Origin of the sequence: Pseudomonas sp. BIGb0278, from assembly GCF_024809895.1 — a bacterium.
Lineage (GTDB): Bacteria > Pseudomonadota > Gammaproteobacteria > Pseudomonadales > Pseudomonadaceae > Aquipseudomonas > Aquipseudomonas shirazensis.
Window position 1 is genome coordinate 511,041 of the sequence record NZ_JANUEL010000002.1, and the last position, 25,098, is coordinate 536,138.

At 63.2% G+C, this 25,098-nt stretch carries 25 protein-coding genes and 1 other RNA gene; 9 read left to right on the top strand and 17 right to left on the bottom strand.

The annotated features are described in order from the left end of the window. The first annotated feature begins 109 nt into the window (after nt 1-109). Nucleotides 110-1,789: a GspE/PulE family protein gene (locus tag M2396_RS11015; RefSeq protein WP_259074731.1), complete on the top strand. Its 1,680-nt coding sequence runs from the start codon at nt 110-112 to the stop codon at nt 1,787-1,789. Between the two features lie 87 nt (nt 1,790-1,876). Beyond that, nucleotides 1,877-2,191: a DUF2388 domain-containing protein gene (locus tag M2396_RS11020; RefSeq protein WP_259074732.1), complete on the top strand. Its 315-nt coding sequence runs from the start codon at nt 1,877-1,879 to the stop codon at nt 2,189-2,191. 99 nt (nt 2,192-2,290) lie between these two features. Here M2396_RS11020 and gcvH read toward each other — a convergent pair whose 3' ends face one another. The 9 genes from gcvH to M2396_RS11065 form a co-directional block, all read right to left on the bottom strand. Beyond that, nucleotides 2,291-2,674 carry a glycine cleavage system protein GcvH gene (gene gcvH / locus M2396_RS11025; protein ID WP_150573484.1) on the bottom strand — a complete coding sequence of 128 codons (384 nt, stop codon included), beginning with the start codon at nt 2,672-2,674 and terminating at the stop codon, nt 2,291-2,293. Between the two features lie 52 nt (nt 2,675-2,726). Beyond that, nucleotides 2,727-3,809: a glycine cleavage system aminomethyltransferase GcvT gene (gene gcvT, locus M2396_RS11030; RefSeq protein WP_259074735.1), complete on the bottom strand. Its 1,083-nt coding sequence runs from the start codon at nt 3,807-3,809 to the stop codon at nt 2,727-2,729. 124 nt (nt 3,810-3,933) lie between these two features. Beyond that, the gene (locus M2396_RS11035) at nt 3,934-5,556 is read right to left on the bottom strand and encodes an ABC transporter permease (protein WP_409035097.1); all 1,623 of its coding nucleotides are present in this window, start codon (nt 5,554-5,556) and stop codon (nt 3,934-3,936) included. Nucleotides 5,557-5,784: 228 nt separating this feature from the next. Then, the gene (locus M2396_RS11040; RefSeq protein ID WP_101315285.1) at nt 5,785-6,786 is read right to left on the bottom strand and encodes an extracellular solute-binding protein; all 1,002 of its coding nucleotides are present in this window, start codon (nt 6,784-6,786) and stop codon (nt 5,785-5,787) included. Nucleotides 6,787-6,873: 87 nt separating this feature from the next. Beyond that, on the bottom strand, nt 6,874-8,097 hold the full coding sequence (locus tag M2396_RS11045) for a 2-octaprenyl-3-methyl-6-methoxy-1,4-benzoquinol hydroxylase (protein WP_259074736.1): 1,224 nt from the start codon (nt 8,095-8,097) through the stop codon (nt 6,874-6,876). A gap of 3 nt (nt 8,098-8,100) precedes the next feature. Then, nucleotides 8,101-8,583, bottom strand: a complete 483-nt coding sequence (locus tag M2396_RS11050; protein ID WP_259074738.1) for a DUF4442 domain-containing protein — start codon at nt 8,581-8,583, stop codon at nt 8,101-8,103. Further along, nucleotides 8,580-9,779, bottom strand: a complete 1,200-nt coding sequence (ubiH, locus tag M2396_RS11055; RefSeq protein WP_259074740.1) for a 2-octaprenyl-6-methoxyphenyl hydroxylase — start codon at nt 9,777-9,779, stop codon at nt 8,580-8,582. Before ubiH ends, M2396_RS11050 begins: the two co-directional genes overlap by 4 nt. Next, nucleotides 9,776-11,110 (bottom strand): Xaa-Pro aminopeptidase, encoded by a 1,335-nt coding sequence (gene pepP, locus M2396_RS11060; RefSeq protein ID WP_150570424.1) that lies wholly within the window; start codon nt 11,108-11,110, stop codon nt 9,776-9,778. The genes ubiH and pepP overlap by 4 nt, the downstream gene beginning before the upstream one ends. Nucleotides 11,111-11,130: 20 nt before the next feature. Beyond that, nucleotides 11,131-11,685, bottom strand: a complete 555-nt coding sequence (locus tag M2396_RS11065) for a YecA family protein (protein ID WP_101315275.1) — start codon at nt 11,683-11,685, stop codon at nt 11,131-11,133. A 153-nt stretch (nt 11,686-11,838) separates the two neighbouring features. Here M2396_RS11065 and M2396_RS11070 point away from each other — a divergent pair, with 153 nt between their 5' ends. The 4 genes from M2396_RS11070 (at nt 11,839) to M2396_RS11085 (ending at nt 13,248) form a co-directional block, all read left to right on the top strand. Then, nucleotides 11,839-12,048 carry a TIGR02449 family protein gene (locus M2396_RS11070; protein WP_101315273.1) on the top strand — a complete coding sequence of 70 codons (210 nt, stop codon included), beginning with the start codon at nt 11,839-11,841 and terminating at the stop codon, nt 12,046-12,048. Continuing rightward, a complete protein-coding gene (locus M2396_RS11075) occupies nt 12,045-12,362 on the top strand; it encodes a cell division protein ZapA (protein ID WP_101315271.1) in 318 nt (105 codons plus the stop codon). The genes M2396_RS11070 and M2396_RS11075 overlap by 4 nt, the downstream gene beginning before the upstream one ends. A gap of 17 nt (nt 12,363-12,379) precedes the next feature. Then, a non-coding RNA gene (ssrS, locus tag M2396_RS11080) (6S RNA) lies at nt 12,380-12,559 on the top strand. 80 nt (nt 12,560-12,639) lie between these two features. Further along, nucleotides 12,640-13,248: a 5-formyltetrahydrofolate cyclo-ligase gene (locus M2396_RS11085; protein WP_101315269.1), complete on the top strand. Its 609-nt coding sequence runs from the start codon at nt 12,640-12,642 to the stop codon at nt 13,246-13,248. Nucleotides 13,249-13,261: 13 nt separating this feature from the next. Here M2396_RS11085 and M2396_RS11090 read toward each other — a convergent pair whose 3' ends face one another. Then, nucleotides 13,262-13,411, bottom strand: a complete 150-nt coding sequence (locus M2396_RS11090) for a hypothetical protein (RefSeq protein WP_178080737.1) — start codon at nt 13,409-13,411, stop codon at nt 13,262-13,264. 173 nt (nt 13,412-13,584) lie between these two features. On the opposite strand from M2396_RS11090, the gene M2396_RS11095 reads away from it, so the two are divergent. Continuing rightward, a complete protein-coding gene (locus tag M2396_RS11095) occupies nt 13,585-14,037 on the top strand; it encodes an EVE domain-containing protein (RefSeq protein ID WP_101315267.1) in 453 nt (150 codons plus the stop codon). Nucleotides 14,038-14,190: 153 nt separating this feature from the next. Here the strand turns inward: M2396_RS11095 and M2396_RS11100 are convergent, their stop codons facing one another. Further along, on the bottom strand, nt 14,191-14,595 hold the full coding sequence (locus tag M2396_RS11100) for a flagellar basal body-associated protein FliL (RefSeq protein WP_101315265.1): 405 nt from the start codon (nt 14,593-14,595) through the stop codon (nt 14,191-14,193). Between the two features lie 158 nt (nt 14,596-14,753). On the opposite strand from M2396_RS11100, the gene M2396_RS11105 reads away from it, so the two are divergent. Beyond that, on the top strand, nt 14,754-15,731 hold the full coding sequence (locus tag M2396_RS11105; RefSeq protein WP_101315263.1) for an NADPH:quinone oxidoreductase family protein: 978 nt from the start codon (nt 14,754-14,756) through the stop codon (nt 15,729-15,731). Nucleotides 15,732-15,749: 18 nt separating this feature from the next. Here the strand turns inward: M2396_RS11105 and M2396_RS11110 are convergent, their stop codons facing one another. The 5 genes from M2396_RS11110 to trxA all read right to left on the bottom strand — a co-directional run bounded on the left by M2396_RS11110 (nt 15,750) and on the right by trxA (nt 21,106). Then, complete coding sequence (locus tag M2396_RS11110; protein WP_101315261.1) at nt 15,750-16,400, bottom strand: gamma-glutamylcyclotransferase; 651 nt, start codon at nt 16,398-16,400, stop codon at nt 15,750-15,752. 243 nt (nt 16,401-16,643) lie between these two features. Beyond that, entirely contained in the window at nt 16,644-17,612 is a 969-nt protein-coding gene (locus M2396_RS11115) for a CDP-6-deoxy-delta-3,4-glucoseen reductase (protein ID WP_101315259.1), read from the bottom strand. Next, nucleotides 17,612-19,078, bottom strand: a complete 1,467-nt coding sequence (gene ubiD / locus M2396_RS11120; protein WP_101315257.1) for a 4-hydroxy-3-polyprenylbenzoate decarboxylase — start codon at nt 19,076-19,078, stop codon at nt 17,612-17,614. Before ubiD ends, M2396_RS11115 begins: the two co-directional genes overlap by 1 nt. Before the next feature lie 209 nt (nt 19,079-19,287). Continuing rightward, on the bottom strand, nt 19,288-20,547 hold the full coding sequence (gene rho, locus M2396_RS11125; protein ID WP_101315255.1) for a transcription termination factor Rho: 1,260 nt from the start codon (nt 20,545-20,547) through the stop codon (nt 19,288-19,290). A gap of 229 nt (nt 20,548-20,776) precedes the next feature. Then, complete coding sequence (gene trxA, locus M2396_RS11130) at nt 20,777-21,106, bottom strand: thioredoxin TrxA (RefSeq protein ID WP_101315253.1); 330 nt, start codon at nt 21,104-21,106, stop codon at nt 20,777-20,779. A gap of 242 nt (nt 21,107-21,348) precedes the next feature. Between trxA and ppx the strand changes: the two genes are divergently transcribed. Beyond that, nucleotides 21,349-22,851 carry an exopolyphosphatase gene (gene ppx / locus M2396_RS11135; protein WP_101315251.1) on the top strand — a complete coding sequence of 501 codons (1,503 nt, stop codon included), beginning with the start codon at nt 21,349-21,351 and terminating at the stop codon, nt 22,849-22,851. Here ppx and ppk1 read toward each other — a convergent pair. Then, nucleotides 22,838-25,093 carry a polyphosphate kinase 1 gene (gene ppk1, locus M2396_RS11140; protein WP_101315249.1) on the bottom strand — a complete coding sequence of 752 codons (2,256 nt, stop codon included), beginning with the start codon at nt 25,091-25,093 and terminating at the stop codon, nt 22,838-22,840. The genes ppx and ppk1 overlap by 14 nt on opposite strands. Nucleotides 25,094-25,098 lie beyond the last annotated feature (5 nt).

Consider the following 25,098-nt stretch of genomic DNA (forward strand, 5'->3'; position numbering starts at 1 on the left):
GAATACGACGCAAATTTCAGCCAGTAAAACCCCGCAATCGTTGCATCGACGCCAAAGCTGTCCAGGCGGCTAGCCTTGCCTGTACCTTTTCGGCACGGACGCCGCCGCGATGCATACCCAAGACAGCCACGACCTCGACCTCAAACGCCTCCTCGACGCTCTGCTCGCCGACCACCGCCTGCAACCCGGTGACGTCCTGCGCGCCCTTGAGCAGCCAAACCAGTGCAGCAGCCACCCGCTCGAAATCATCGCCAGCCTGAACCTCAGCGATCAGCAGCGCCCCGGCCATGTCCTCGATCTGGACAGCCTGTGCCAATGGCTGGCCGATGTCGTGCAGCAGCCCTTCGTCCGGCTCGACCCGCTGCAGATCGACCTGGCCCAGGTCGGCAGCCTGATCTCGCGCGCCTTCGCCGACCGCCATGGCATCCTTGCTCTGGCGGTCGATGTGCACAGCGTCACCGTGGCCAGTGCGCAGCCCTTTCAGCGTGAGTGGGAGCATGATCTGGCACGCAGCCTGGGCAAGCGCGTCCAGCGTGTGCTGGCCAGCCCGGTGCACATTCGCCAACTGAGCCAGAGCCTGTTCCGCCTGGCCCACTCGGTGCAGGGTGCCGGCCTGCAACAGGATGCCAGCCTTGGCGAGCTCGAGCAGTTGCTGGAGTTGGGCAAGCGCCAGGGCGAGGCTGGCGCGGAGGATGCGCACATCGTGCATATCGTCGACTGGCTGCTGCAGTACGCGATCGAGCAGCGCGCCAGCGATATCCACCTCGAACCGCGCCGTGAACAAGGCCAGCTGCGCTATCGCATCGACGGCCTGCTGCACACGGTGTATGCCTTTCCGCTGGCCGTGACCCTGGCGCTGGTGAGCCGCCTCAAGCATCTTGGCCGCATGGATGTTGCGGAGAAACGCCGACCGCAGGACGGTCGCCTGAAGACGCGGCTGGCCGGCGAGATGGAAGTCGAGCTGCGCCTGTCGACCCTGCCCACCCCGTTTGGCGAAAAGCTGGTGCTGCGCCTGTTCGACCCGCAGCAGTTGCATGAGGACTTCGACCGGCTCGGCCTCGATGGCGAGCTGCGGCACCGCTGGCAGGCACTGCTGCGCCAGCGTCAGGGCATCATTCTGGTAACCGGGCCGACCGGCTCGGGCAAGACCAGCACGCTGTACGCGAGCCTCAAGCGGTTGGCCACGCCTGAGATCAACCTGTGCACCATCGAAGACCCGATCGAGCGGCTGGAACCCGCTTTCAACCAGCTGCAGGTGCAGCCCAGCCTTGACCTGGGCTTTGCCAACGGCGTGCGCGCCCTGCTGCGGCAAGACCCGGACATCATCATGATTGGTGAGATTCGCGACCGTGAAACCGCTCAGGTGGCCATGCAGGCAGCGCTGACCGGCCATCTGGTGTTGTCGACCCTGCACACCAACGATGCCTGCGCAGCGATTGTTCGCCTGCAAGAGTTGGGCGTTGCCGATTACCTGATCAAAGCCACATTGATCGGGGTGATGGCCCAGCGCTTGGTGCGCACCCTGTGCGCCACCTGCAAAGGCCAGTCAGCGCAGCCGCCTATCCCCTGCCGGGCATGCCGCAGTACCGGTTACCTGGGCCGTATCGGGCTATTTGAGCTGCTCACACCGGGTACAGCCCTGCTCGGCAGCATTGGCCCGGCGACCGACCTGGCGGAGCTGCGTCAGCATGCCCTGCGCGATGGCCTGCGCGATCTGCGCAGCGACGGTGAGGCCAAGATCGCCCGCGGGCTGACCAGTCTGAGTGAAGTGCTGAGCGTCTGCAGCTGACGAATATTCCTTAGCGCGCAAGGAACTTGGCCTGTGTATCGAGCATCCAAGCAAGCATTATCCGCCCACCCTCCTAGGTACTTCAGCATGCGTTTCAAAACAGCCATCGCCGCCGCTGTCCTGCTTTCGCTGCCCGTTGGCTCGGCCATGGCCGACAGTTTCTGGCACAACGTCATCTCGTCCGGCGCAACTACTGCGTCGACCTACCTGACGTTCAAGGATCACAAGATGATCGTCGCTGCGCAGGACGATGCCGGCAGCTTCGTTGCCAGTGCAGGGGCTATTCGCGGGCCGTTCCTTGAAGCTGCGATGCGTCAGGTACGAGCCGACAATCCAGGCCTGGAGGCAAGCGACATGCAACTGGCCAATGCCATCCTGGCCAAAAACGCTGTAGCTGAATAAGCCCGCGCTGTTGCTACCGATGGTGGCGACTGAGTGATAGCGACCGCTCCTGGGCCAGCCGTGCCGGCCCAGGAGCGATAAGCGCCGCAGCGGAGGCGATTACTCGCCGATAGCGGCCTTGTAGCCAGCGGCGTCGAGCAGCTTGTCCAGCTCGGCAGTGTTGGTCGGCTTGAGTTTGAAGATCCACGACTCATAAGGGCTGTCGTTGAGCGATTCGGGGCTGTCCGCCAAGGCTTCGTTGACCGCAATCACTTCGCCCGACACCGGCGCGTAGATATCCGATGCGGCCTTGACCGACTCGACCACGCCAGCAGCGTCGCCTGCTGCGAACACTTTGCCAACTTCAGCCAGCTCAACGAAAACCACGTCACCCAGAGCCTCCTGGGCGTGATCGCTGATGCCAACGGTTACCGTGCCATCGGCTTCCAGCCGTGCCCATTCGTGGCTTTCGGCAAAACGCAGTTCGGCGGGAATATTGCTCATGTCGTAGGGTCCTCGATGTCAGGGATCAGCGGTCGACCCGCCAGGTAATTTTTCAGATAAGAATCTTGCCGTGGCGCACGAAGGTCGGTTTGACCACCCGCACCGGGTACCACTTGCCGCGAATTTCGACCTCGGCGCGCTCGCCGGTGGCCATCGGCACACGCGCCAGGGCAATCGACTTGCTCAGCGTAGGAGAGAAACTACCACTGGTGATCTCCCCTTCGCCAATCCCGGCGACGCGAACTACCTGATGGGCACGCAGCACGCCGCGTTCTTCGAGCACCAGCCCAACCAGTTTTTCCTGCACGCCGTGCTCGATTTCATTGAGCAGCGCACTGCGGCCGATGAACTCGCGCTCGGCCGGCTGCCACGCAATACACCAGCCGAGGTTGGAGGTCTGTGGGGTGTGCTGCTCGTCGATGTCCTGGCCGTACAGGTTCATCCCGGCTTCCAGGCGCAAGGTATCGCGCGCGCCGAGGCCACTGGGGGCGATACCGGCGCCAACCAGGTCATTGAAAAAAACCGGGGCTTGTTCGGCGGGCAGAATGATCTCCAGGCCGTCTTCGCCCGTGTAGCCGGTGCGCGCGATGAACCAATCGCCCTCGGCCACGCCTTCGAATGGCTGCAGCTCACGGATCAGCGCTGCGCGCGACCAGGACACCAGCTCAGCCACCTTGTCGCGAGCACGGGGGCCCTGGATGGCGATAATGGCCAGCTCCGGACGTGGCGTGACGTTGACCTCGTAGCCGGCGCTGTGCGCCTGCAGCCAGGCGACGACCTTGGCTCGGGTAGCGGCATTGGCCACCAGCCGATAGCCCGCTTCGGTGCAATACACGATGAGGTCGTCGACTACCCCGCCCTGTTCATTCAGCAGGGTGCTGTAGAGCGCCTTGCCTGTACTGCCGAGGCGGGCCACGTCATTGGCCAGCAGGTACTGCAAGCAGCGTGTGGCTGCTGGGCCATCGACATCGATCACCGTCATGTGCGAGACGTCGAATACGCCGCAGTCAGCGCGCACCTGATGGTGCTCCTCGACTTGCGAGCCATAGTGCAGGGGCATGTCCCAACCGCCAAAGTCGACCATCTTGGCGCCTAGCGCCAAATGCCAGTCGTACAAAGGTGTGCGCTGTCCCATGGGTTTCTCCTTCCGGGCGTGGCGAAGCGGCGACGGTCGGCGACGTTTAATCGTCACCTGATCTTGTAGGACCCGCCGCAGCGAATGGCGCGCATTGTAGCGGCAAGGGCGCGGACTGGCATCCTCAGTGAGTCTGACCCGGGCGACGGGCCGAACGGCGTATCAGGCCGATGACCGGCAACAGGCCGACTAGCACCAGCGTCAGCGCGGGCAGCGAAGCGCGTGCCCACTCGCCCTCGCTGGTCATCTCGAACACCCGTACGGCAAGGGTATCCCAGCCGAACGGACGCATCAGCAAGGTTGCCGGCATCTCCTTGAGCACATCGACGAACACCAGCAAGGCAGCGCTCAGAGCGCCCGGTACCAGCAACGGCAGATATACCTTGAAAAACAATCTCGGCCCGCCGACGCCGAGGCTGCGCGAGGCTTCCGGCAGTGACGGTCGAATCCGCTCGAGGCTGCTTTCCAGCGGGCCATAGGCGACCGCGATAAAGCGCATCAGATAGGCCAGCAACAATGCCGCCAGGCTGCCCAGCAGCAACGGCCGGCCGGCACCGCCCAGCCATTGCGACAGCGGCACCACCAGTTGATTGTCGAGGTAACTGAACGCCAGCATGATCGACACCGCCAGCACCGAGCCGGGCAAGGCATAACCCAGGTTGGCCAGGCCGACACCAGCGCGGATAGCCCCGGTCGGTGCCTGGCGGCGGGCAAACGCCAGCAGTAACGCCGCGCTGACCGTGATCAGTGCCGCCATCGCGCCAAGGTACAGGGTGTGCATGACCAGGCCGACATAGCGCTCATCAAGGTCGTGCCGGCCACGCTGCCAGAACCACACCAGCAGTTGCAGCAGCGGGATGACGAAGGCGCAGGCGAACACCAGCAGACACCAGCCGCTGGCCGCCCACGCCTTGAGCCCGCGCAGGTGATACAACGCCTGCACCCGTGGCCGCTCGTTACCGCTGCGGCTGGCACCGCGAGCGCGGCGTTCGCCATACAGCACCAGCATCACCACCAACAGCAGCAAACTGGCCAGCTGGGCCGCGCTGGACAGGCTGAAGAAGCCGTACCAGGTCTTGTAGATGGCGGTGGTGAAGGTGTCGAAGTTGAACACCGCTACGGCGCCGAAATCCGCCAGGGTTTCCATCAGCGCCAGGGCGATGCCGGCGCCGATGGCGGGCCGCGCCATCGGCAACGCAACCCGCCAGAACGCCTGCACCGGCGAAAGGCCCAGGACCCGCGCTGCTTCCATCAGGCCTTTGCCCTGAGCCATGAAAGCGCTGCGCGCGAGCAGATACACGTAGGGGTAGAACACCAGCACCAGCACGGTGATTACCCCGCCGGTCGAGCGCACGCGCGGCAGGCGCATCGGCCCGAACAGCTCACGCAGGGCGCTCTGCACCGGCCCGGCGAAATCCAGCAGGCCAACGAATACGAACGCCAGCACATAGGCCGGAATGGCGAACGGCAGCATCAAGGCCCAGTCGAGCCAGCGCCGCCCGGGGAACTCGCAGAGGCTGGTGAGCCAGGCAAGGCTCACCCCAAGCACGGTAACGCCGATGCCCACGCCAAGCACCAGGGTCAGGGTATTGCCCAGCAGACGGCTCATTTGGGTGTCGAGCAGGTGCGACCAGATCTGCATATCGACCGACTGCCACGACAGCAGCAGAACACTCAGCGGCAGCAGTACCAGAGCGGCGATCAGGCCGACCGGCAGATACCAGCGGCGTTGGGGAGCGTGGGACAAATCCAGAGTCTCGTTTATGAGTTGGGGCTGCTTTACGGCCCTTCGCGGCGGTCCGGCGTCCCGGCAAGCCCGCTCCCACAGGGAACGCGCGAAGTCTGACTCCAGCGTTGTACCTGTGGGAGCGGGCTTGCCGGGACGCCGGACCGCCGCGAAGGGCTGCAGAGCAGCCCCATTGGCTTAACTGACCGGCATCACCCCGAAGGGAATTTCAAGCATAAAGCCTGGCGCTTAGTTCCAGCCAGCCCGATCCATCAGGCGGATCGCCTCTGCCTGGCGCTTGCCGGCCACTTCCACCGGCAGGCTGTCGGCCTTGAACGTGCCCCAGGCGGCCACTTCAGCCGATGGCTTGACCTGTGGGTTGGCCGGGAACTCCTGGTTGATGTCGGCAAACAGCTTTTGCGCTTCTTCGCCGGTCATCCACTCCACCAGTTTTTTCGCCGCTTCCGGGTGCGGCGCATGCTTGGTCAGGCCGATGCCCGAGAGGTTGATGTGCACGCCACGGTCACCCTGATTTGGCCAGAACAGCTTGATCGGCAGATCGGGCTGCTGCTTGTGCAGGCGGCCGTAGTAGTAGGTGTTGACCACGCCCACGTCGCACTGGCCGGCTTCGATGGCCTGTAGCACAGCGGTGTCATCGGAGAACACGTCAGTGGACAGGTTACCGACCCAGCCCTTGATGATCTGCTCGGTCTTGGCCTCGCCGTGAGTCTCGATCATGGTCGCGGTCAGCGACTGGTTGTAGACCTTTTTCGCAGTGCGCAGGCACAGGCGCCCTTCCCACTGCTTGTCGGCCAGCGCCTCGTAGGTGCTCAGCTCGCTCGGTTTGACCCGCTCGGTGGAGTAGACGATGGTCCGCGCACGCAGGCTCAGACCGGTCCAGTCATGGGACTTGGCGCGGTACTGAGGGGGGATGTTGGCGTCGATGACGTCCGACTTGATCGGCTGCAAAATGCCCATCTGCTCGGCCTGCCAGAGGTTGCCGGCATCCACGGTCAGCAGCAGGTCAGCCACGCCGTTCTGGCCCTCGGCCTTGATGCGCTGCATCAGCGGCGCTTCCTTGTCGGTGATGAACTTGATCTTGACCCCGGTCTTGGCCGTGTAGGCGTCGAACACCGGCTTGATCAGCTCATCGATGCGCGAGGAGTACACCACCACTTCGTCCGCCGCCTGCACGGTGCCGCCGAACAGGGTCAGGGCCAGGGCGGCCAGTAGGTGCTTGCGTGGCAACATCGGGTATTCCTCGCGGGTGATTGAGCTGCGAATGGTAGTGAATACCATTAAGCAGCTCACCCGCTGAGCAGTTACCAGATGTTGCAGTCAGGGCCGGGCCAATTCCGGCAGATCGCCAGACAAGCCCAGCGCCTGCCGCACGAACAGCGCCTTGGCCTCAGGCAACTGCTCGACCAGCTTCAAACCACTGTTGCGCAGCCAGCGCAGCGGCAACGGATTGGCCTGGAACAGCCGCTCGAAGCCCTCCATGGCCGCCATCAGCGCCAGGTTGTGCGGCATGCGCCGGCGCTCGTAGCGGCTCAGTACCTTCACATCCGCCAACCGCTCGCCGCGCTCGCAGGCCCGTACCAGTTCTTCGGCCAATACGGCGGCATCAAGAAAGCCCAGGTTGACGCCTTGCCCGGCCAGCGGGTGAATCACGTGGGCGGCATCGCCGATCAATGCCAGACCTTCAGCCACATAGCGCTTGGCGTGGCGCTGGCGCAGCGGCACGCAGACCCGAGGGTCAACCTCAAGGACCTGACCCAGACGCCCCTCAAAGGCGCGCTGCAGCGCCTCGGCGAAGACGGCATCATCATGCCTCATCAGTTGCTCGGCCTGCTCTGGGGTAGTCGACCAGACGATCGAGCACCACTGCTGGCCGCCATCACGCGCCAGCGGCAGAAAGGCCAGCGGCCCCTCGTCGGTGAAGCGCTGCCAGGCGGTGGCCTGGTGCGCCTCGCTGCAGCGCACGCTGGTGACGATGGCCTGGTGCAGGTAATCCCACTCGCGGGTCTCGCAGCCGGTCAGGTGGCGCACCGCCGAGTTGGCGCCATCGGCAGCGATGACCAGTGGCGCGCGCAGGCGACGGCCATCGGCCAGGGTCAGCAGCCACTCATCACCGGAGCGGCGCATCTGCTCCAGGCGGGCATTGGCCAGCAGGCCGATGTCGCTGTCGAGCAAGCGCTCCAGCAGGCCGTCCTGGACTACCCGGTTTTCGACGATGTGGCCCAGCAGGTCGGCGTGCACACTGGCCGCCGAGAAGTGGATCTGGCCGGTGCCGCTGCCGTCCCACACGTGCATGTCGGTGTACGGCGACAAGCGCCGGGCGACGATGCCATCCCAAGCGCCGAGGCGCTCGAGGATGCGCTGGCTGGCTGCCGACAAGGCACTGACCCGCGGCTCGAACGCGGCTTGCTGGTCAAACGGCTTGACCGACAATGGGCCGCCGTCGAGCAGGACAACTTGCAGGCCGCTGTGGCGCAATGCCAGGGCCAGGGCGCTGCCGACCATACCGGCACCGACAATCAGTACATCTGCGCGCGTTTCCATGCCTTACGCCTGCCTCACTTGCGGCTTGAGCCGTACATAAAGAGTTTTATCGACCCGCGCCACCAGTTCACCGGCACCGTCGCGGATGTCGACCTGCAGCCGCGGCAGGTACTTCTTGCCGCTGGCGGTCTGCTGGCGAATCTCGGCCAGCAGCGCGTCATCGACGTTGAACTCGGCATACACCGGGCCTTTGCCCGGCGAGATGAAATCGATGCTGGCGGCTTTGTCCCAGACAATGTACTCGCTGCCCAGACGCTCGATCAGCAACAGCATGTAGAACGGGTCGACCATCGAATACAGGCTGCCGCCGAACTGGGTGCCGACGTAGTTGCGGTTCCAGCGGGTGAGCTTCATGCACACTTTGATGTGGCTCATGTCGGGGCTGATCTGCTGCACCCGAATACCAGCACCCAGGTACGGCGGGTAGATATTCAGCAACCAGCGCAGCATGCGGGCCTTGCGCGCCAGCCGACGCGAATCGCTCACAGGCGGCCCCGCAGATCGCTGCGGGTGCCCAGGCCCATCGCCTGGCGGGCGAACCAGCGCTTGGCCGGTGGCAACAGATCAAGGCCAAGCAAACCCAGGTTGCGTCCGGTGGCCAGCAACGGCTGGCTGCTGCCGAACATCCGCGTGACCTGATCGGAGAAGCCGATGGTCAGGCTCTGGTCGAGTTGCTGCCGCTGCTGATAGGTCTGCAGGGTCGCCAGGTCGCCGGGGTGCTGCGGGCCGGCCAGCAAGCCTTCAGCCAGCGCCTGCACATCGCGTAGCGACAGGTTGAAGCCCTGCCCGGCAATCGGGTGCAGGCTGTGCGCGGCATTGCCGAGGACCACCAGATGCGGGCGCACCTGCTCGCTGGCAGCCACCAGCGCCAGCGGGTACAGATGCCGCGCGCCAACCTGGCGCAGTGCGCCGAGGCGGAAGCCAAAGACCTGCTGCAGCTCGGCGAGGAAGTTGCGCTCATCGATCTCGGCCAGGCGCTTGGCGTCCATCCCCTGGCGGGTCCAGACCAGCGCGCAGCGGTTGTCCGGCAATGGCAGCAAAGCCATAGGCCCCTGTTCGGTAAAGCGCTCGAAGGCCTGACCGCCGTGGGCCTCACCGGGGGTGATATTGGCGATCAAGGCACTCTGCTGATAAGGCCGGCGCTGCACATGGATGCCCAACTGCTCGCGCAAGCCCGAGCGACCACCGTCAGCCAGCACAGCCAGGTCACACTCAAGGCTGGTGTCGTCATCCAGCTGCAAGCGGTAACCGCCTTCGATCGGCTGCATCGCCTTGACCTCGGCCGGGCATCGCCAGCTCACCACTTCCGGGTCCAGACCCTGCCACAGGCACTGGCCGAGCCAGGCGTTTTCCACCACATAGCCCAGCGCCGGCACGCCTTCTTCGCTGGCGTTCAGGCGGGTGGCGCCAAAGCGACCGCGGTCGGACACGTGAATCTGCAGAATCGGCTCGGCGCGCTGGCTGATGGCCGGCCACAGGCCCAACTGCTGGTAGATCTGCCGGGTGCCGAACGACAACGCCGACGAGCGCGCATCGTAGCTTGGCTGAAACGCATCGCCAGGGGCGAACGGCTCGATCAGCAGGATTTTCCAGCCACGCGCCTTGGCCCCAGCCTGCAGCGCCAGCGCCAGGCTGGCGCCGACCAGGCCGCCGCCGATGATTGCCAGGTTGACCCGGCTCATGCCGCCTGCTCGCGGGCAGCGGCCATCAGCGCCTCGATCTCGGCAACCGTCCGCGGCACGCCGGAGGTAAGAATTTCACAGCCCTGCCTGGTAACCACCACGTCGTCCTCGATCCTGATGCCGATACCGCGCCACTTCTTGGCCACGGCCTGATTGTCGGCGCCGATGTAAATGCCGGGTTCGACGGTCAGCGCCATGCCCACTTCGAGCACCCGCCACTGGCCGCCGACCTTGTACTCGCCGACATCGTGCACATCCATCCCCAGCCAGTGCCCGGCGCGGTGCATGTAGAACGCGCGGTAGGCCTCGCTGTCGATCAGCGCCTGCACTTCGCCCTTGAGCAAGCCCAGCCGCACCAGGCCTGCGGTAATCACCCGCACCGTCGCCTCATGGGCGTGGTTCCAGTGCTTGCCTGGGGCGATCTCGGCAAAGGCCGCAGCCTGGGCTTCGAGCACCAGCTCGTAGATGGCTTTCTGCTCAGCAGAAAAACGCCCGCTGACCGGGAACGTGCGGGTGATGTCGCTGGCATAGCAGTCGATTTCACAGCCGGCATCGATCAGCACCAGGTCGCCGTCCTTGAGCACGGCGTCGTTCTGCTGATAGTGCAGGATGCAGCCATTACGCCCAGCAGCGACGATCGAGCCATAGGCCGGCATCTTCGCCCCGCCCTTGCGAAACTCGTAATCGAGCTCGGCCTCCAGGCTGTATTCGTAAAGCCCCGCCCGGCAGGCCTGCATCGCCCGCACATGGGCCCGTGCAGAAATCGCCGCAGCGGCGCGCATGACCTTCACTTCTGCTGCCGATTTATACAGGCGCATGTCGTGCAGCAGATGATCCAGCGCAACGAACTCGTTGGGCGGCTGCGCACCGAGGCGGGCCTTGGAGCGAATCAGGTTGATCCAGTCCATCAAGCGCCGGTCGAACTCAGGGTTGCTGCCCATCGCCGTGTACACCCGCTCGCGGCCTTCGATCAGGCCCGGCAGGATCTCGTCGATGTCGGTAATCGGAAATGCATCGTCCGCGCCATACTCGCGCAGGGCACCTTCCTGACCGGCACGCAAGCCGTCCCACAACTCGCGCTCCGGGTTGCGTTCACGGCAGAACAGCACGTATTCGCCATGCTCGCGACCGGGGATCAGAACAATGACCGCCTCAGGCTCGGGAAAGCCGCTGAGGTACTGGAAGTCACTGTCCTGACGGTACACGTGCTCGACATCACGGTTGCGAATGGCAACCGCAGCGGCGGGCAGGATGGCGATGCTGTTGGGGACCATCTGCGCCATCAGCGCCTTGCGCCGACGGGCATACTCGGCCTTGGGTATGTGGCTCATGGGCAGACGACCCCGATTGATCAGTGCAGCGATGGCTTGGGGGCAGGCGCAACTGGCGCGGCCAGCTCGGTGAACAGCAGCAGCGGCGCGACGCGCAGGTACTCGGTGACCTCCATGTAGTCGCTCTCGCCGTCCTCGGATTCTTCCAGGGCGTCTTGCACCTGCGAAATCGCCACCAGGTCCTGCAGCACTTCCTTGGCTTCGGTGGACAGGTCCTTGCCACCGGCGTTCAAGCCGAAGCCGGCGATGAAGCCCTGGCACCATTCGCCAAGGGCGGCGGCACGTTCGGTCAGCGGTTGTTCATCACCCGGCAGCAACAGCACCAGAGCGACGTCATCGCCGGTGAGTTCGGCCTTGACCATCTCCTGCAGGCCGATCAGGGCGTTGCGCACAGAGTCGTTCGGTTCGACCTCGAGGGCGTTGGCGGCGTCGGCCAACCAGGCCTCGGCATCGAAGCCTGCGCCGGCGCAGCTGCGGCCAATCAACAGGCCGTGCAGCTCGGCGGGGGAGACAGGGTGACCATTGCTCGAGAGCAGTGCGGCGAAAGCGGTGTACGGCGATTGAGTATTAGGCATGGGCTGCTAGGCGCCAGACGGCGCAATGTCTAGAATGAAGACCTTGTATCCTAGCACCGGCAGGCGCGCCAAGACCATCGGCACTGGCCGCCCAAGGCCCGGCACCGGCATCATGGCCAGGCCGTAAACGATGGAGCGAAACGAGTGCCCCCCATGCAAGACAACGACCTGCAAGCGCTGATGAGCCGTTTCGAGCTGCTGATCGAGCGCGTCGAGCAACTTAAACGGCAAAATGCACTCCTATTAGCGCAGGAAACTTCCTGGCGCGAAGAGCGCGCCCACCTCATTGAAAAAAATGAGATCGCAAGGCGTAAGGTCGAATCCATGATCTTGCGGCTCAAGGCCCTGGAGCAAGACTCATGAGTTCAAGCAATAGCGTCACCGTACAGATCCTCGACAAAGACTACTCGATCATCTGCCCGCCCGAAGAGCGCAGCAACCTGGTCAGCGCCGCGCGCTATCTGGATGGCAAGATGCGCGAGATCCGCAGCAGCGGCAAAGTCATCGGCGCCGATCGCATTGCGGTGATGGCGGCCTTGAACATTACCCACGAAATGCTCCACCGCCAGGAAACCCCTGAAGTGGCCAGCGGCGGTACTACCCGCGAGCAGGTGCGTGACCTGCTCGAGCGCGTCGACAGCGCATTGGCCGACGACACGGGTACCAAAAACGGCTGAGATCGGTATACTGGCGTCACTCCCTGGGAGATGCGCCAGTCGGTTATGTCCCTGAGCCGATACGCACAACCACGGGGGTTGCACGCTGGGGCCGGTGTGCATGTCCGCCCGACGGAAAGCCTTAACGCCCCCTGCAATCTCCACCTTGAACTTTCGGGTTCAAGGGCTACGCCGATAGCGGTCTTATCGGGGAGCCTGAATTCTGCATTGCTCGCCTGCTCTGGCGGGCAACTGGTCTGGCCGCCACGGCGGCCGACACCTCCGGGACCTCTGTGCCATGACCGACACCGCGCCCCTCACCCGCCCGCAACTTCGTCGCCAGCTGCGTAACGCACGCCGCGCCCTTACGCCTGCACAACAGCGTCAGGCGTCTCGCGGCCTGTACCGTCAGCTGGCCCAGCATCCGTTATTCCGCCGCGCCCGCCACATTGCCCTGTACCTGCCCAATGACGGCGAGATCGACCCGCGCCTGCTGCTGCGCGAGGGCCATCGGCGCGGCAAGCGGATCTACCTGCCGGTGCTGCACGCCTGGCCGGCCACACGCATGGTGTTTCAACGTTACGACCAGGGTGAGGTGCTCAAGCGCAATCGCTTTCGCATCCCGGAGCCGGTAATCGAGCGCAAGCGGCAACGGCCAATCTGGGCGCTGGATTTGATCCTGCTGCCGTTGGTCGGGTTTGACGAAGTGGGTGGCCGCTTGGGCATGGGGGGCGGGTTCTATGACCGCAGCCTGGCCTATCAAAGCCGGCGCAAGACCTGGAAGAAACCGCTGCTGCTGGGCCTGGCGCATGAATGCCAGAAGGTCGAGCGTCTGGCGCAGGCCAGTTGGGATGTACCGCTGCAAGGCACGGTCTCGGACCGCCACTGGTACCTGGCGCGCAATTGAGCGCGCAATGACTTCAGCGCTGCTGTGGCGCTTGCTCGACGGGGGTCTGGTAGGCGACGTCCATCTTTCGCTCCAGCAAACTCTGCGCATAACCGGTGGTAACGACCCCAAGACCGAAGATAAAGGCCAGGATCCACAGCAGGTCCGGTTTGCGTTTGTTCATTGATTGCCCCCTGGCAACTGATTCGGGCTTGCCAGCTTTTTCAGTGCTGACTGAGCATAGTGCTTAAAATCGGCGCATTTTCCGCCAACCGGAGCCGACACGCAAACGTTGACGTCAACCGGCTGTCGGTTTCATGCAACTAGTTATTTCAGACTTTGTTAGGAGCAGCGTCCATGGCCTATTGGCTGATGAAATCCGAGCCGGACGAATTGTCCATCGATGACCTCAAACGCCTCGGCGAAGCGCGCTGGGACGGGGTGCGCAACTACCAGGCGCGCAATTTCCTCAGGGCCATGGCGGTTGGCGACGAGTTTTTCTTCTATCACTCAAGCTGCCCGCAGCCGGGCATTGCCGGTATCGCCAAAATTGTTGCAGCGGCGTACCCCGACCCTACGGCACTTGACCCGCAGAGTCACTACCACGATGCCAAGGCCAGTGCCGACAAAAACCCCTGGAGCGCCGTCGATGTCGCCCATGTGCGCACCTTCAAGCCTTTGCTCGGGCTGGGCTTGCTCAAGCAGCAGGCAGCTCTGGAGGAGATGCCGCTGGTGCAAAAAGGCACGCGCCTGTCGGTGATGCCGGTGACCTTGAAGCAGTGGGCTGCGATCCTGACCTTGGCCAAGTAGTGGAAAGCAGAGGGGGCTGCTTTGCAGCCCTTCGCGGGTAAACCCGCTCCCACAGGGATCACAGCGGTTTTGAAACCGAATTTCGACAAACGCCGCTGAACCCTGTGGGAGCGGGTTCACCCGCGAAGGGCCGCAAAGCGGCCCCGGTTGGCTTTACTGCACGATCAGGTTATTGAACAGCAGGTCCTCGACGATCGGCTTGCCTTCCTCGTTCTCCATCACCTGCTGTACCTGCTTCAACGCTTCCTGACGCAGGCGCTCCTTGGCCTCGACGTTACTCATGCTGTCCACGGTCTGCTGGGTGAACAGCGCCACCAGCTGATTACGAATCAGCGGCTCGTGGTGCTTGACCGCCGCCGCAGCGGCATCGCCGGTCACGCGCAGGGCCACGTCAGCCTTGTACACGCGCAGCTTGCTGTTGCCATCCAGGGCGTAGTTGCCGACAAAGGGCGGGCTCAGGCTGATATAGGCAACCTTCGGCGCGCCTTCTGCGGCTTCCTCGGCCATAGCCGCCATTGGCAGCATCAGCGCCATAACCATCAAGATCCACGCTTTCACGAATTCGCTCCTCACATACAGTTGGCGCCAGCTTACCCAGCACGTCGCGCAAACCCAAGCCCGGGCTTATGCCGGACCATCAGGGCCGAGCATGCTCGTTGACCGGGCAAGCAGTCCTCCTACACTTATCGGCCATCACCTGCAAAGGAATAGCCCCGATGAAAGCCGTGTTGTGCAAAACCCTGGGCCCGGCGCGCGATCTTGTGCTTGCAGACGTCGCCAGCCCCCAGCCGAAGATCAACGAGGTCCTGCTCGACGTGCACGCCGCCGGGGTCAACTTCCCTGACACGCTGATCATCGAAGGCAAATACCAGTTCCAGCCACCGCTGCCGTTCTCGCCGGGTGGCGAAGCGGCCGGGGTGGTTGCGGCGGTGGGCGCCAAGGCCGGCGCGTTCGAGGTGGGCCAGCGGGTCATGGCGCTGACCGGCTGGGGCGCGTTTGCCGAGCAGGTCGCGGTGCCCTACTACAACGTGCTGCCAATCCCCGACAGCATGGACTTCACCACCGCCGCCGCGCTGGGCATGACCTACGGCACTTCGCTGCACGCACTGCGCCAGCGGGCCAACCTGCAGCCTGGAGAAACCCTGTTGGTGCTGGGCGCTTCCGGTGGCGTCGGCCTGGCCGCCGTGGAGATCGGCAAAGCCATGGGTGCCAAGGTGATCGCCGCAGCCAGCAGCGCCGACAAGCTGGCGGTAGCCAAGGCTGCCGGTGCAGATGAGCTGATTGACTACAGCACAAGCTCGCTCAAGGATGAAATCAAGCGCCTGACCGGCGGCCAGGGCGTCGACGTGATCTACGACCCGGTCGGCGGCGAGCTGTTCGACCAGGCGGTGCGCGGCCTAGCCTGGAACGGCCGGCTGCTGGTGGTGGGCTTTGCCAGCGGCGTGATCCCACAACTCCCGGTCAATCTGGCGCTGCTCAAGGGCGCGGCGGTAGTGGGAGTGTTCTGGGGTGCATTTGCCCAGCGTCAGCCACAGGACAACGCCGCCAACTTCCGTCAACTGTTCGCCTGGCACGCCGAGGGCAAGATCAAACCACTGGTGTCGAAAACCTACCCACTGGCCGAAGCCGGCAGCGCCATAGAGCAACTGGCGCAGCGCAAGGCGGTGGGCAAGCTGGTGGTACAGACCCGTTGAACGAAGCCTGCGCGGGGGTCAAACCTCGCGCAGGTTATGGCAGCGGCGAAAACGCGCTTCCAGATTGCGATCAGGCATCTGGTGGCTGCGCAGCGCGTTCAAGGTCTGCTCGACATAATCGCGGGTGGTGCCGAAGCGTCCGCTGGCGCTGGCCAGGATCTGGCTCAGCAGCCCATCCGGCAGGTCGCCGGCGTAACACGGCAAGTGCCGCTCCAGCACGAAACCCAAGGCTTGCACCTTGCTGCCATTGTCGAGCCGGCAGGTCAGCCAGTGCGGGCGATAGGCCGGGTACGGCATCTCCCGTTGCCACAGGGCCATCAGCGAGTCATCCAGATTGCTGTCGTCCAGCCGGTAGGCAAAGCCGCTGCACGAGCCGCCGCGATCCAGGCCAAACACCAGCCCCGGGCACTCCGGTGTGCCGCGATGCTCATGCGACCACAGGTACAGCCCGCGATGATAACCGTGCACGCGCGCGCGCTGACGTTCGACCGAGTTGCACTCCGGCCGCCAGATCAGCGAACCATAGGCAAACAACCACACTGGCCCGCCACGGTGACGCGACATGGTCGACTGCATAGAAACTGACAGTTGCTCGCGCGTGAGTTGCTGACCAAAGTCCAGCGACGGCGGATAGGAAACTTTCCAGGATAGACTTTCAAGTGCCGACATAAGCTGCCGCCATTATTCCCCGAGAACTTACAATGAGCGCCACTGTAACTCACTGGCGCTGCGCTGGACTTACCGTACGGCAGAAAGGCACCGTATTACAAGCCCTGACGCAGGCAGGAGCAGCCGCAACATGGGTACTGCAGGCGAATGTGCAGTGCTGTTGCGAGTATAGATAAAGTTATTGGCAAGGGCGGTAAGACTTACCGCCTTATAATCAAGTCGAACAACTTTGGTTATTAGCGATCAACCACGCGGGGCGTAGGCAAATACATCTGCGCGCATGCGATGGGCGTCCATACCGGCTTCGACCAGAGCATCCAGCGTGGCATAGACCATGTTGGGCGAGCCGCTGGCGTACACGTGAACGTCATTGAGGTCAGCGATATCTTCGCAAACCGCCTCGTGGAGCATGCCGCAGCGCCCTTCCCAACCACACAGGTCGCTGACCACCTTGTGCAGGAACAGGTTGGGCAAGCGCTGCCACTCGTCCCAGTGCTCGAGCGCGTAGAAGTCCTCAGGGCGACGCACGCCCCAGTACAGGTGCACCGGGTGCTTGAAGCCGTTGGCCCGGCAGTGCTCGATCAGGCTGTGCATCTGGCCCATGCCGGTGCCGGCGGCGATCAACACCAGCGGCCCATCCGGCAGCTCGGCCAGGTGGGTGTCGCCAAACGGCATCTGAATACGCGCCAGGCCGTCGCGCTGCAATTGCTCAATCAATGCCACCGAGCTGGGCTCGCGAGCCAGTACGTGCAGCTCCAGATCCCGCCCGGCATGCGGTGCCGAGGCCAGCGAGAAGGCAGCCTTGTCGGCGCCATCGCGCTCGATCATCAGGTATTGGCCGGCGTGGTAGCGCAGTGGCTTGCCGGCCGGGGCACGCAGGCGCACGCGCCAGACATCACCGCCAACCTCGATGCACTCGCTGACCGTGCAGGCCAGCGTGCGCAGCGGCAGCTCGCCCAGGGCCAGAACGCCGTCCCAGAGCAGCACGCAGTCTTCCAACGGCTCGGCAATGCAGGTGAACAGCTCGCCGTGATCGCGCACTTCACCGTCCTGGCGCACCCGGCCTTCGACCAGCAGTGCCGCGCAGACATGGCAGTTGCCATTGCGACAGCTGCTCGGGCAGTCATAGCCCAGGCGCCGCGCACCATCAAGAATCCTTTCACCGGGCTCCAGCGCCAGTACCGCCCCGGAGGGCTGCAACGTTACCTGCATCAATCTATTCCCAACTGATCCCACAGCTCATCGATACGGCGGGTGACGGCATCGTCCTTGACGATGACCCGGCCCCATTCGCGTGTTGTCTCGCCCGGCCACTTGTGTGTGGCGTCCAGGCCCATCTTCGAGCCAAGCCCCGACACCGGTGAGGCAAAATCCAGGTAGTCGATCGGCGTGTTGTCGATCATCACCGTATCACGCTTGGGGTCCATGCGCGTGGTGACGGCCCAGATCACGTCGTTCCAGTCGCGGGCGTTGATATCGTCGTCGGTGACAATAACGAACTTGGTGTACATGAACTGTCGCAGGAACGACCACACACCGAGCATTACCCGCTTGGCATGGCCTGGGTACTGCTTCTTGATGGTCACCACCGCCATACGGTACGAGCAGCCTTCCGGCGGCAGGTAGAAGTCGGTGATCTCCGGGAACTGCTTCTGCAGGATCGGCACGAACACTTCGTTCAGGGCCACACCCAGAATCGCCGGCTCATCCGGTGGCCGGCCGGTATAGGTGCTGTGATAGATCGGATTACGCCGATGGGTGATGCGCTCGATGGTGAACACCGGGAAGCTGTCGACTTCGTTGTAGTAGCCGGTGTGATCGCCATACGGGCCTTCCGGGGCCATCTCGCCAGGGTGGATAACCCCTTCAAGGATGATTTCCGCCGTGGCCGGCACCTGCAGGTCGCTGCCGCGGCACTTGACCAGCTCGGTACGGTTACCGCGTAGCAGGCCGGCAAAGGCGTACTCGGACAAGGTATCCGGCACCGGCGTGACCGCGCCAAGGATGGTCGCCGGGTCGGCGCCGAGCGCCACCGCCACCGGGAATGGCTGGCCCGGGTGCTTCTCGCACCACTCGCGATAGTCCAGCGCGCCGCCTCGATGGCTCAACCAGCGCATGATGACTTTGTTGCGGCCGATCACCTGCTGGCGATAGATGCCCAGGTTCTGCCGCTCTTTGTTCGGCCCGCGGGTGACGGTCAGGCCCCAGGTAATCAGCGGCGCAACGTCGCCCGGCCAGCAATGCTGAATCGGCAGCTGGCTGAGGTCGACGTCGTCGCCCTCGATCACCACCTCATGGCACACCGCGTCCTTGACCACCTTGGGCGCCATCGACACGACTTTCTTGAAGATCGGCAGCTTCGACCAGGCATCCTTGAGGCCCTTGGGCGGCTCGGGCTCCTTGAGGAAGGCCAGCAGCTTGCCGATCTCGCGCAGCTCTGCAACCGACTCGGCGCCCATGCCCATGGCGACCCGCTCCGGTGTGCCGAACAGGTTGCCCAGCACCGGGATGTCGAAACCGACAGGCTTTTCGAACAGCAACGCCGGGCCCTTGGCACGCAAGGTGCGATCGCAGACTTCGGTCATTTCCAGGACGGGTGAAATCGGAACCTGGATGCGCTTGAGTTCGCCGCGCTGCTCCAGGCCACGGATAAAGTCGCGCAAATCGCGATACTGCATGCGTAAGCCTCGTGTTGGCCGTATCGGTCGGGGTGCAGAGTGTAGCGCCGATCAGGCTTTTGTAGGATGCCAAAATGACTTGGGGCCGCTGCGCAGCCCTTCGCGGGTAAACCCGCTCCCACAAGGTTCGATGTAATCCCTGTGGGAGCGGATTTACCCGCGAAGGGGCGCGCAGCGGCCCCAAATCTTCAGCGTATTAAGCGCGAAGCTTACTTGCGCTTCATCGACAGGAAGAACTCGTCGTTGGTCTTGGTCTGCTTGAGCTTGTCGATCAAGAACTCGATAGCGGCGATCTCGTCCATCGGGTGCAGCAGCTTGCGCAGGATCCACATGCGCTGCAGCTCGTCATCAGCAGTCAGCAGCTCTTCACGACGCGTGCCCGACTTGTTGATGTTGATGGCCGGGAACACACGTTTCTCGGCGATACGACGGTCCAGAGGCAGTTCCATGTTACCGGTACCTTTGAACTCTTCGTAGATCACTTCATCCATCTTCGAGCCGGTTTCAACCAGCGCGGTGGCGATGATGGTCAGCGAGCCGCCTTCTTCGATGTTACGCGCAGCACCGAAGAAGCGCTTTGGCTTCTCGAGCGCATGGGCATCGACACCACCGGTCAGGACCTTGCCGGAGCTCGGGATGACGGTGTTGTAGGCACGAGCCAGACGGGTGATCGAGTCGAGCAGGATGACCACGTCTTTCTTGTGCTCAACCAGGCGCTTGGCCTTTTCGATGACCATTTCGGCAACCTGCACGTGGCGGGTTGGCGGCTCGTCGAAGGTCGAAGCAACCACTTCGCCGCGCACGGTGCGTTGCATCTCGGTAACTTCTTCCGGGCGCTCGTCGATCAGCAGAACGATCAGGTGGCACTCGGGATTGTTACGGGTGATGTTGGCAGCGATGTTCTGCAGCATGATCGTCTTGCCCGCTTTTGGCGGAGCGACGATCAGGCCACGCTGGCCCTTGCCGATCGGCGCGCACAGGTCGATCACACGCCCGGTCAAGTCCTCGGTGGAGCCGTTGCCGGCTTCCATCTTCAGGCGCTTGTTGGGGAACAACGGCGTCAGGTTCTCGAAGAGGATCTTGTTCTTCGCGTTTTCTGGACGGTCGTAGTTGATCGTGTCGACCTTGAGCAGCGCGAAGTAACGCTCCCCTTCCTTTGGCGGGCGAATCTTGCCAACGATGGTGTCACCGGTACGCAGGTTGAAGCGACGGATCTGGCTGGGCGAGACGTAGATATCGTCAGGGCCGGCCAGGTAGGACGCATCAGCCGACCGCAGGAAACCGAAACCATCCTGGAGAATCTCCAGCACGCCGTCACCCGAGATCTCTTCGCCGCTCTTAGCGTGTTTTTTCAACAGGGCGAAAATCACGTCCTGCTTGCGCGAACGGGCCATGTTTTCAATGCCCATCTGTTCGGCCATTTCTAGCAGATCAGTAATCGGCTTTTGCTTGAGTTCAGTCAGGTTCATAAGGGGAGTGGACGTAATCATGTAAGAAGGGAGAATTAAGCTTCTGGCTTAATGAAGCCGCGCCGCAAGAAGGCGACAGGATCGCGTACTGATTCGAATTGGGATGCTTCGGCGACGGCGTGCAGGGGGCACTTGAAGAAACAGTGCGAGGCCGAATGTAACACTTGCTTTTTTGCGCGTCTAGGGTTCGCAAAAAGAAAAGCCCCGGATTTACCGGGGCCTTTTCACATCACAGGTTGGCGTCGATGAACGCAGCCAGTTGTGATTTCGACAGCGCGCCGACCTTGGTTGCCTCGACGTTACCGTTCTTGAACAGCATCAGCGTCGGGATGCCACGCACGCCGTGCTTGGCCGGGGTTTCCTGGTTGTCGTCGATATTCAGCTTGGCGACGGTCAGTTTACCCTCGTAGGTAGTGGCGATGTCGTCCAGGACTGGAGCGATCATCTTGCATGGGCCGCACCATTCAGCCCAGTAGTCGACCAGCACCGGGCCTTCTGCCTTCAGGACTTCAGCCTCGAAGGTGGCGTCGGTGACATGTTTGATCAGGTCGTTGCTCATGGATATCTCCAGGTGGAAAGCAAAATCGTGGCCCATCATAGCTGCACCGGCTGGCTACAGGAAGTCGCGGACGATTGAGTGTAACTATAGTGGAGCAAGACACCCCGCATCGAAACTGTCACATAGGTGTCATACGATCCGTGCGCACCTTGCTTTGCATCAAACCTTGCCCAGCCACGCGTTGGCGTATGCCCGCGTTCGTGGCAGGATTGCCAGGTAACCGACCGAGAATCTCGAAAATCATGCCGCAGAACTCCGCGAAGAACCTATCCCTGATCGCCGCCATCGACCTGGGCTCCAACAGTTTCCACATGGTCGTGGCCAAGGCCCACCACACGGAAATCCGCATTCTTGAGCGGCAGGGCGAGAAGGTTCAGCTGGCCGCCGGTATCGACGAAGAGCGCCGCCTCAGCGAAGAAGCCATGCAGCGCGGCCTGGAGTGCCTCAAGCGCTTCGCCCAGCTGATCAACGGCATGCCCGATGGCGCCGTGCGCATCGTCGGCACCAACGCGCTGCGCGAAGCGCGCAACCGCAACGAATTCATCCAGCGCGCCGAAGCTATCCTCGGCCACCCGGTCGAGGTCATCTCCGGCCGTGAAGAAGCGCGCCTGATCTACCTCGGCGTGTCGCACACCCTGGCCGACAATCCGGGCAAGCGCCTGGTCGCCGACATTGGTGGCGGCAGCACCGAGTTCATCATTGGCCAGCGCTTCGAGCCGTTGCTGCGCGAGAGCCTGCAAATGGGCTGCGTCAGCTATACCCAGCGCTACTTCCGCGACGGCAAGATCACCCCGGCGCGCTACGCCCAGGCCTACACCGCTGCGCGCCTGGAGCTGATGAGCATCGAAACCGCCCTGCACCGGCTGACCTGGGACGAAGCGATCGGCTCGTCCGGGACCATTCGCGCCATCGGCGCGGCGATCAAGGCTGGCGGCCTGGGCAACGGTGAGGTCAATGCCGAAGGCCTGGCTTGGGTCAAACGCAAGCTGTTCAAGCTGGGCGACACCGACAAGATCGACTTCGAAGGGGTCAAGCCTGACCGCCGCACGATCTTCCCGGCCGGCCTGGCGATTCTCGAAGCCATTTTCGATGCACTCGAACTGCAACGCATGGACCACTGCGACGGCGCCCTGCGTGAAGGTGTGCTGTTCGACCTGCTTGGCCGCCATCACCACGAAGATGTGCGCGAGCGCACCCTCAATTCGTTGATGGAGCGCTACCACGTCGACCACGGCCAGGCCGCGCGGGTCGAACGCAAGGCGCTGCACGCGTTTGATCAAGTGGCCAAAGACTGGGATCTGGAAGAAGGTAACTGGCGCGACCTGCTGAGCTGGTCGGCCAAGGTCCATGAGGTGGGCCTGGACATCGCCCACTATCACTACCACAAGCACGGCGCCTACCTGATCGAGCACTCCGACCTGGCCGGTTTCTCGCGTGAAGACCAGCAAATGCTCGCGCTGCTGGTGCGCGGCCATCGCCGCAACATTCCCAAGGACAAATTCGCCGAGTTCGGCGATGAAGGCAGCCAGCTGATTCGCCTGTGCGTACTGCTGCGCTTTGCCATCCTCTTCCACCACATCCGCGGCACCCAAGAGATGCCCAAAGTGGTGCTGCAAGCCCACGAAAATAGCCTGGAAGTAGTATTCCCGGACGGTTGGCTGGAACAGCACCCGCTGACCCAGGCCGACTTCGCCAACGAGGCGGAGTGGCTGGCCCGGGTCGGCTTCGTCCTCAGCGTACGTTGAGGACCGGGTTGCTCAGGCGCTCCAGCAGGGTCGCCTGGGCACTGCGCGGGTTCTGGTTGCCGGTTGGCGTGCTGCGCACGTAGCGGCCGTCGGACTGCAGGATCCACGCCTGAGTGTTGTCGGTCAGGTAGCTTTCCAGCTCCTTCTTGACCCGCAGCAGGTGCTTCTTGCCCTCGACGGGGAAGCAGGTCTCGACGCGTTTATCGAGGTTGCGCTCCATCCAGTCGGCACTCGACAGGAAGATCTGCTCTTCGCCGCCATTGAGGAAGTAAAACACCCGCGTGTGCTCAAGGAAGCGGCCGATGATCGAGCGTACGTGAATATTGTGCGAAACCCCGGCGATGCCCGGGCGCAGGCAGCACATGCCACGCACCACCAGATCGATACGTACACCTGACTGGCTGGCCTTGTACAGCGCGCGGATGATCTTCGCGTCGGTCAGCGAGTTGAACTTGGCGATGATGTGCGCCGGCTTGCCGTCGAGCGCGCACTGGGTCTCGCGGGCAATCATGTCGAGCATGCCCTTCTTCAGCGTGAACGGCGCATGCAGGAGCTTTTTCATGCGCAGGGTCTTGCCCATGCCGATCAGCTGGCTGAACAGCTTGCCAACGTCTTCGCACAGCGCGTCATCCGAGGTCAGCAGGCTGTAGTCGGTATACAGACGGGCGTTGGCGGCGTGGTAGTTGCCGGTGCCGAGATGCGCGTAGCGGACGATTTCGCCCTGCTCGCGACGCAGGATCAGCATCATCTTGGCGTGGGTCTTGAAGCCGACTACGCCGTAGATCACCACCGCGCCGGCCGCCTGCAGGCGGCTGGCCATCTGCAAGTTGGACTCTTCGTCGAAGCGCGCGCGCAGCTCGATCACCGCAGTGACTTCCTTGCCGTTACGCGCTGCGTCGACCAGTGCGTCGACGATCTCCGAGTTGGCGCCGCTGCGGTACAGGGTCTGGCGCACGGCGAGCACGTGCGGGTCTTTGGCTGCCTGGCGCAGCAGGTCGACCACCGGGGTGAACGACTCGAAGGGGTGCATCAGCAGGATGTCCTGCTTGCTGACCACGCTGAAGATGTTTTCGGCGTTCTGCAGCAGCTTGGGGATCGCCGGGGTGAACGGCAGATACTGCAGTTCCGGGTGGCTTTCCAGGCCGGTGATGCTGAACAGCCGGGTCAGGTTGACCGGACCATTGACCTGATACAGCTCGTTCTCGCTCAGACTGAACTGCTTGAGCAGGTAGTCGGACAGATGCTTGGGGCAGGTGTCGGCGACTTCCAGGCGCACCGCATCGCCGTAGCGACGCGAGAACAGCTCACCACGCAGCGCGCGGGCAAGGTCGTCGACCTCTTCCGAGTCCAGCGCCAGGTCGGCGTTACGGGTCAGGCGGAACTGATAGCAACCCTTGACCTTCATGCCCTGGAACAAATCATCGGCGTGGGCGTGAATCATCGACGAGAGGAATACGTAGTTGGCACCGGTGCCGCCTACCTCCTCCGGTACGCGAATCACCCGAGGCAGCAAACGCGGCGCGGGGATGATCGCCAGGCCCGAATCGCGGCCGAATGCATCGACCCCTTCGAGCTCGACGATGAAGTTCAGGCTCTTGTTCACCAGCAACGGGAACGGGTGGGTCGGATCGAGGCCGATCGGGGTGATGATCGGCGCGATCTCGTCGCGGAAGAAACGCCGCACCCAGGTCTTGATCTTCGGCGTCCAGTTGCGCCGACGAATGAAGCGAATGTTGTGCTTTTCCATCTCTGGCAGCAGCACGTCGTTGAGGATCGCGTACTGGCGATCCACTTCGTGGTGCACCAGCTCGCTGATCCGGCTCAGGGCCTGATGTGGCTGCAGGCCGTCGGCGCCGGCCAGCTCACGGGCAAAATTGATCTGCTTCTTCAGGCCGGCGACGCGGATCTCGAAGAACTCGTCGAGGTTGCTGGAGAAGATCAGCAGGAACTTCAAGCGCTCGAGCAGCGGATACGACTCGTCCAGCGCCTGTTCCAGCACGCGGAAGTTGAACTGCAGCTGCGAGAGCTCGCGATGAATGTACAGGCTGCTGTCGTCCAGCCCAGGCACCGGGATCGCCGGCGCCGGCGCAGGGGTCGGCGCGGCGGTTTCGAGCGCAGCGTCGGCAACCGCTTCGACCACAGGCTCGGCCACCGGCTCAAGGTCTGGCGGCGTTTGCGTCAGCTCTTGCGGTAGCGCTTGAGCATCCTTGATGTCGACCGGGGATAGCACTTCGTTATTCATCTGAC

Bases quoted from the DNA above. Each gene is read 5' to 3' on its own strand.
- M2396_RS11015 (WP_259074731.1), top strand. From the start codon at position 110: ATGCATACCCAAGACAGCCACGACCTCGACCTCAAACGCCTCCTCGAC.
- M2396_RS11020 (WP_259074732.1), top strand. From the start codon at position 1,877: ATGCGTTTCAAAACAGCCATCGCCGCCGCTGTCCTGCTTTCGCTGCCC.
- gcvH (WP_150573484.1), bottom strand. From the start codon at position 2,674: ATGAGCAATATTCCCGCCGAACTGCGTTTTGCCGAAAGCCACGAATGG.
- gcvT (WP_259074735.1), bottom strand. From the start codon at position 3,809: ATGGGACAGCGCACACCTTTGTACGACTGGCATTTGGCGCTAGGCGCC.
- M2396_RS11040 (WP_101315285.1), bottom strand. From the start codon at position 6,786: ATGTTGCCACGCAAGCACCTACTGGCCGCCCTGGCCCTGACCCTGTTC.
- M2396_RS11045 (WP_259074736.1), bottom strand. From the start codon at position 8,097: ATGGAAACGCGCGCAGATGTACTGATTGTCGGTGCCGGTATGGTCGGC.
- ubiH (WP_259074740.1), bottom strand. From the start codon at position 9,779: ATGAGCCGGGTCAACCTGGCAATCATCGGCGGCGGCCTGGTCGGCGCC.
- pepP (WP_150570424.1), bottom strand. From the start codon at position 11,110: ATGAGCCACATACCCAAGGCCGAGTATGCCCGTCGGCGCAAGGCGCTG.
- M2396_RS11065 (WP_101315275.1), bottom strand. From the start codon at position 11,685: ATGCCTAATACTCAATCGCCGTACACCGCTTTCGCCGCACTGCTCTCG.
- M2396_RS11070 (WP_101315273.1), top strand. From the start codon at position 11,839: ATGCAAGACAACGACCTGCAAGCGCTGATGAGCCGTTTCGAGCTGCTG.
- M2396_RS11075 (WP_101315271.1), top strand. From the start codon at position 12,045: ATGAGTTCAAGCAATAGCGTCACCGTACAGATCCTCGACAAAGACTAC.
- M2396_RS11085 (WP_101315269.1), top strand. From the start codon at position 12,640: ATGACCGACACCGCGCCCCTCACCCGCCCGCAACTTCGTCGCCAGCTG.
- M2396_RS11090 (WP_178080737.1), bottom strand. From the start codon at position 13,411: ATGAACAAACGCAAACCGGACCTGCTGTGGATCCTGGCCTTTATCTTC.
- M2396_RS11095 (WP_101315267.1), top strand. From the start codon at position 13,585: ATGGCCTATTGGCTGATGAAATCCGAGCCGGACGAATTGTCCATCGAT.
- M2396_RS11105 (WP_101315263.1), top strand. From the start codon at position 14,754: ATGAAAGCCGTGTTGTGCAAAACCCTGGGCCCGGCGCGCGATCTTGTG.
- M2396_RS11110 (WP_101315261.1), bottom strand. From the start codon at position 16,400: ATGTCGGCACTTGAAAGTCTATCCTGGAAAGTTTCCTATCCGCCGTCG.
- M2396_RS11115 (WP_101315259.1), bottom strand. From the start codon at position 17,612: ATGCAGGTAACGTTGCAGCCCTCCGGGGCGGTACTGGCGCTGGAGCCC.
- ubiD (WP_101315257.1), bottom strand. From the start codon at position 19,078: ATGCAGTATCGCGATTTGCGCGACTTTATCCGTGGCCTGGAGCAGCGC.
- rho (WP_101315255.1), bottom strand. From the start codon at position 20,547: ATGAACCTGACTGAACTCAAGCAAAAGCCGATTACTGATCTGCTAGAA.
- trxA (WP_101315253.1), bottom strand. From the start codon at position 21,106: ATGAGCAACGACCTGATCAAACATGTCACCGACGCCACCTTCGAGGCT.
- ppx (WP_101315251.1), top strand. From the start codon at position 21,349: ATGCCGCAGAACTCCGCGAAGAACCTATCCCTGATCGCCGCCATCGAC.
- ppk1 (WP_101315249.1), bottom strand. From the start codon at position 25,093: ATGAATAACGAAGTGCTATCCCCGGTCGACATCAAGGATGCTCAAGCG.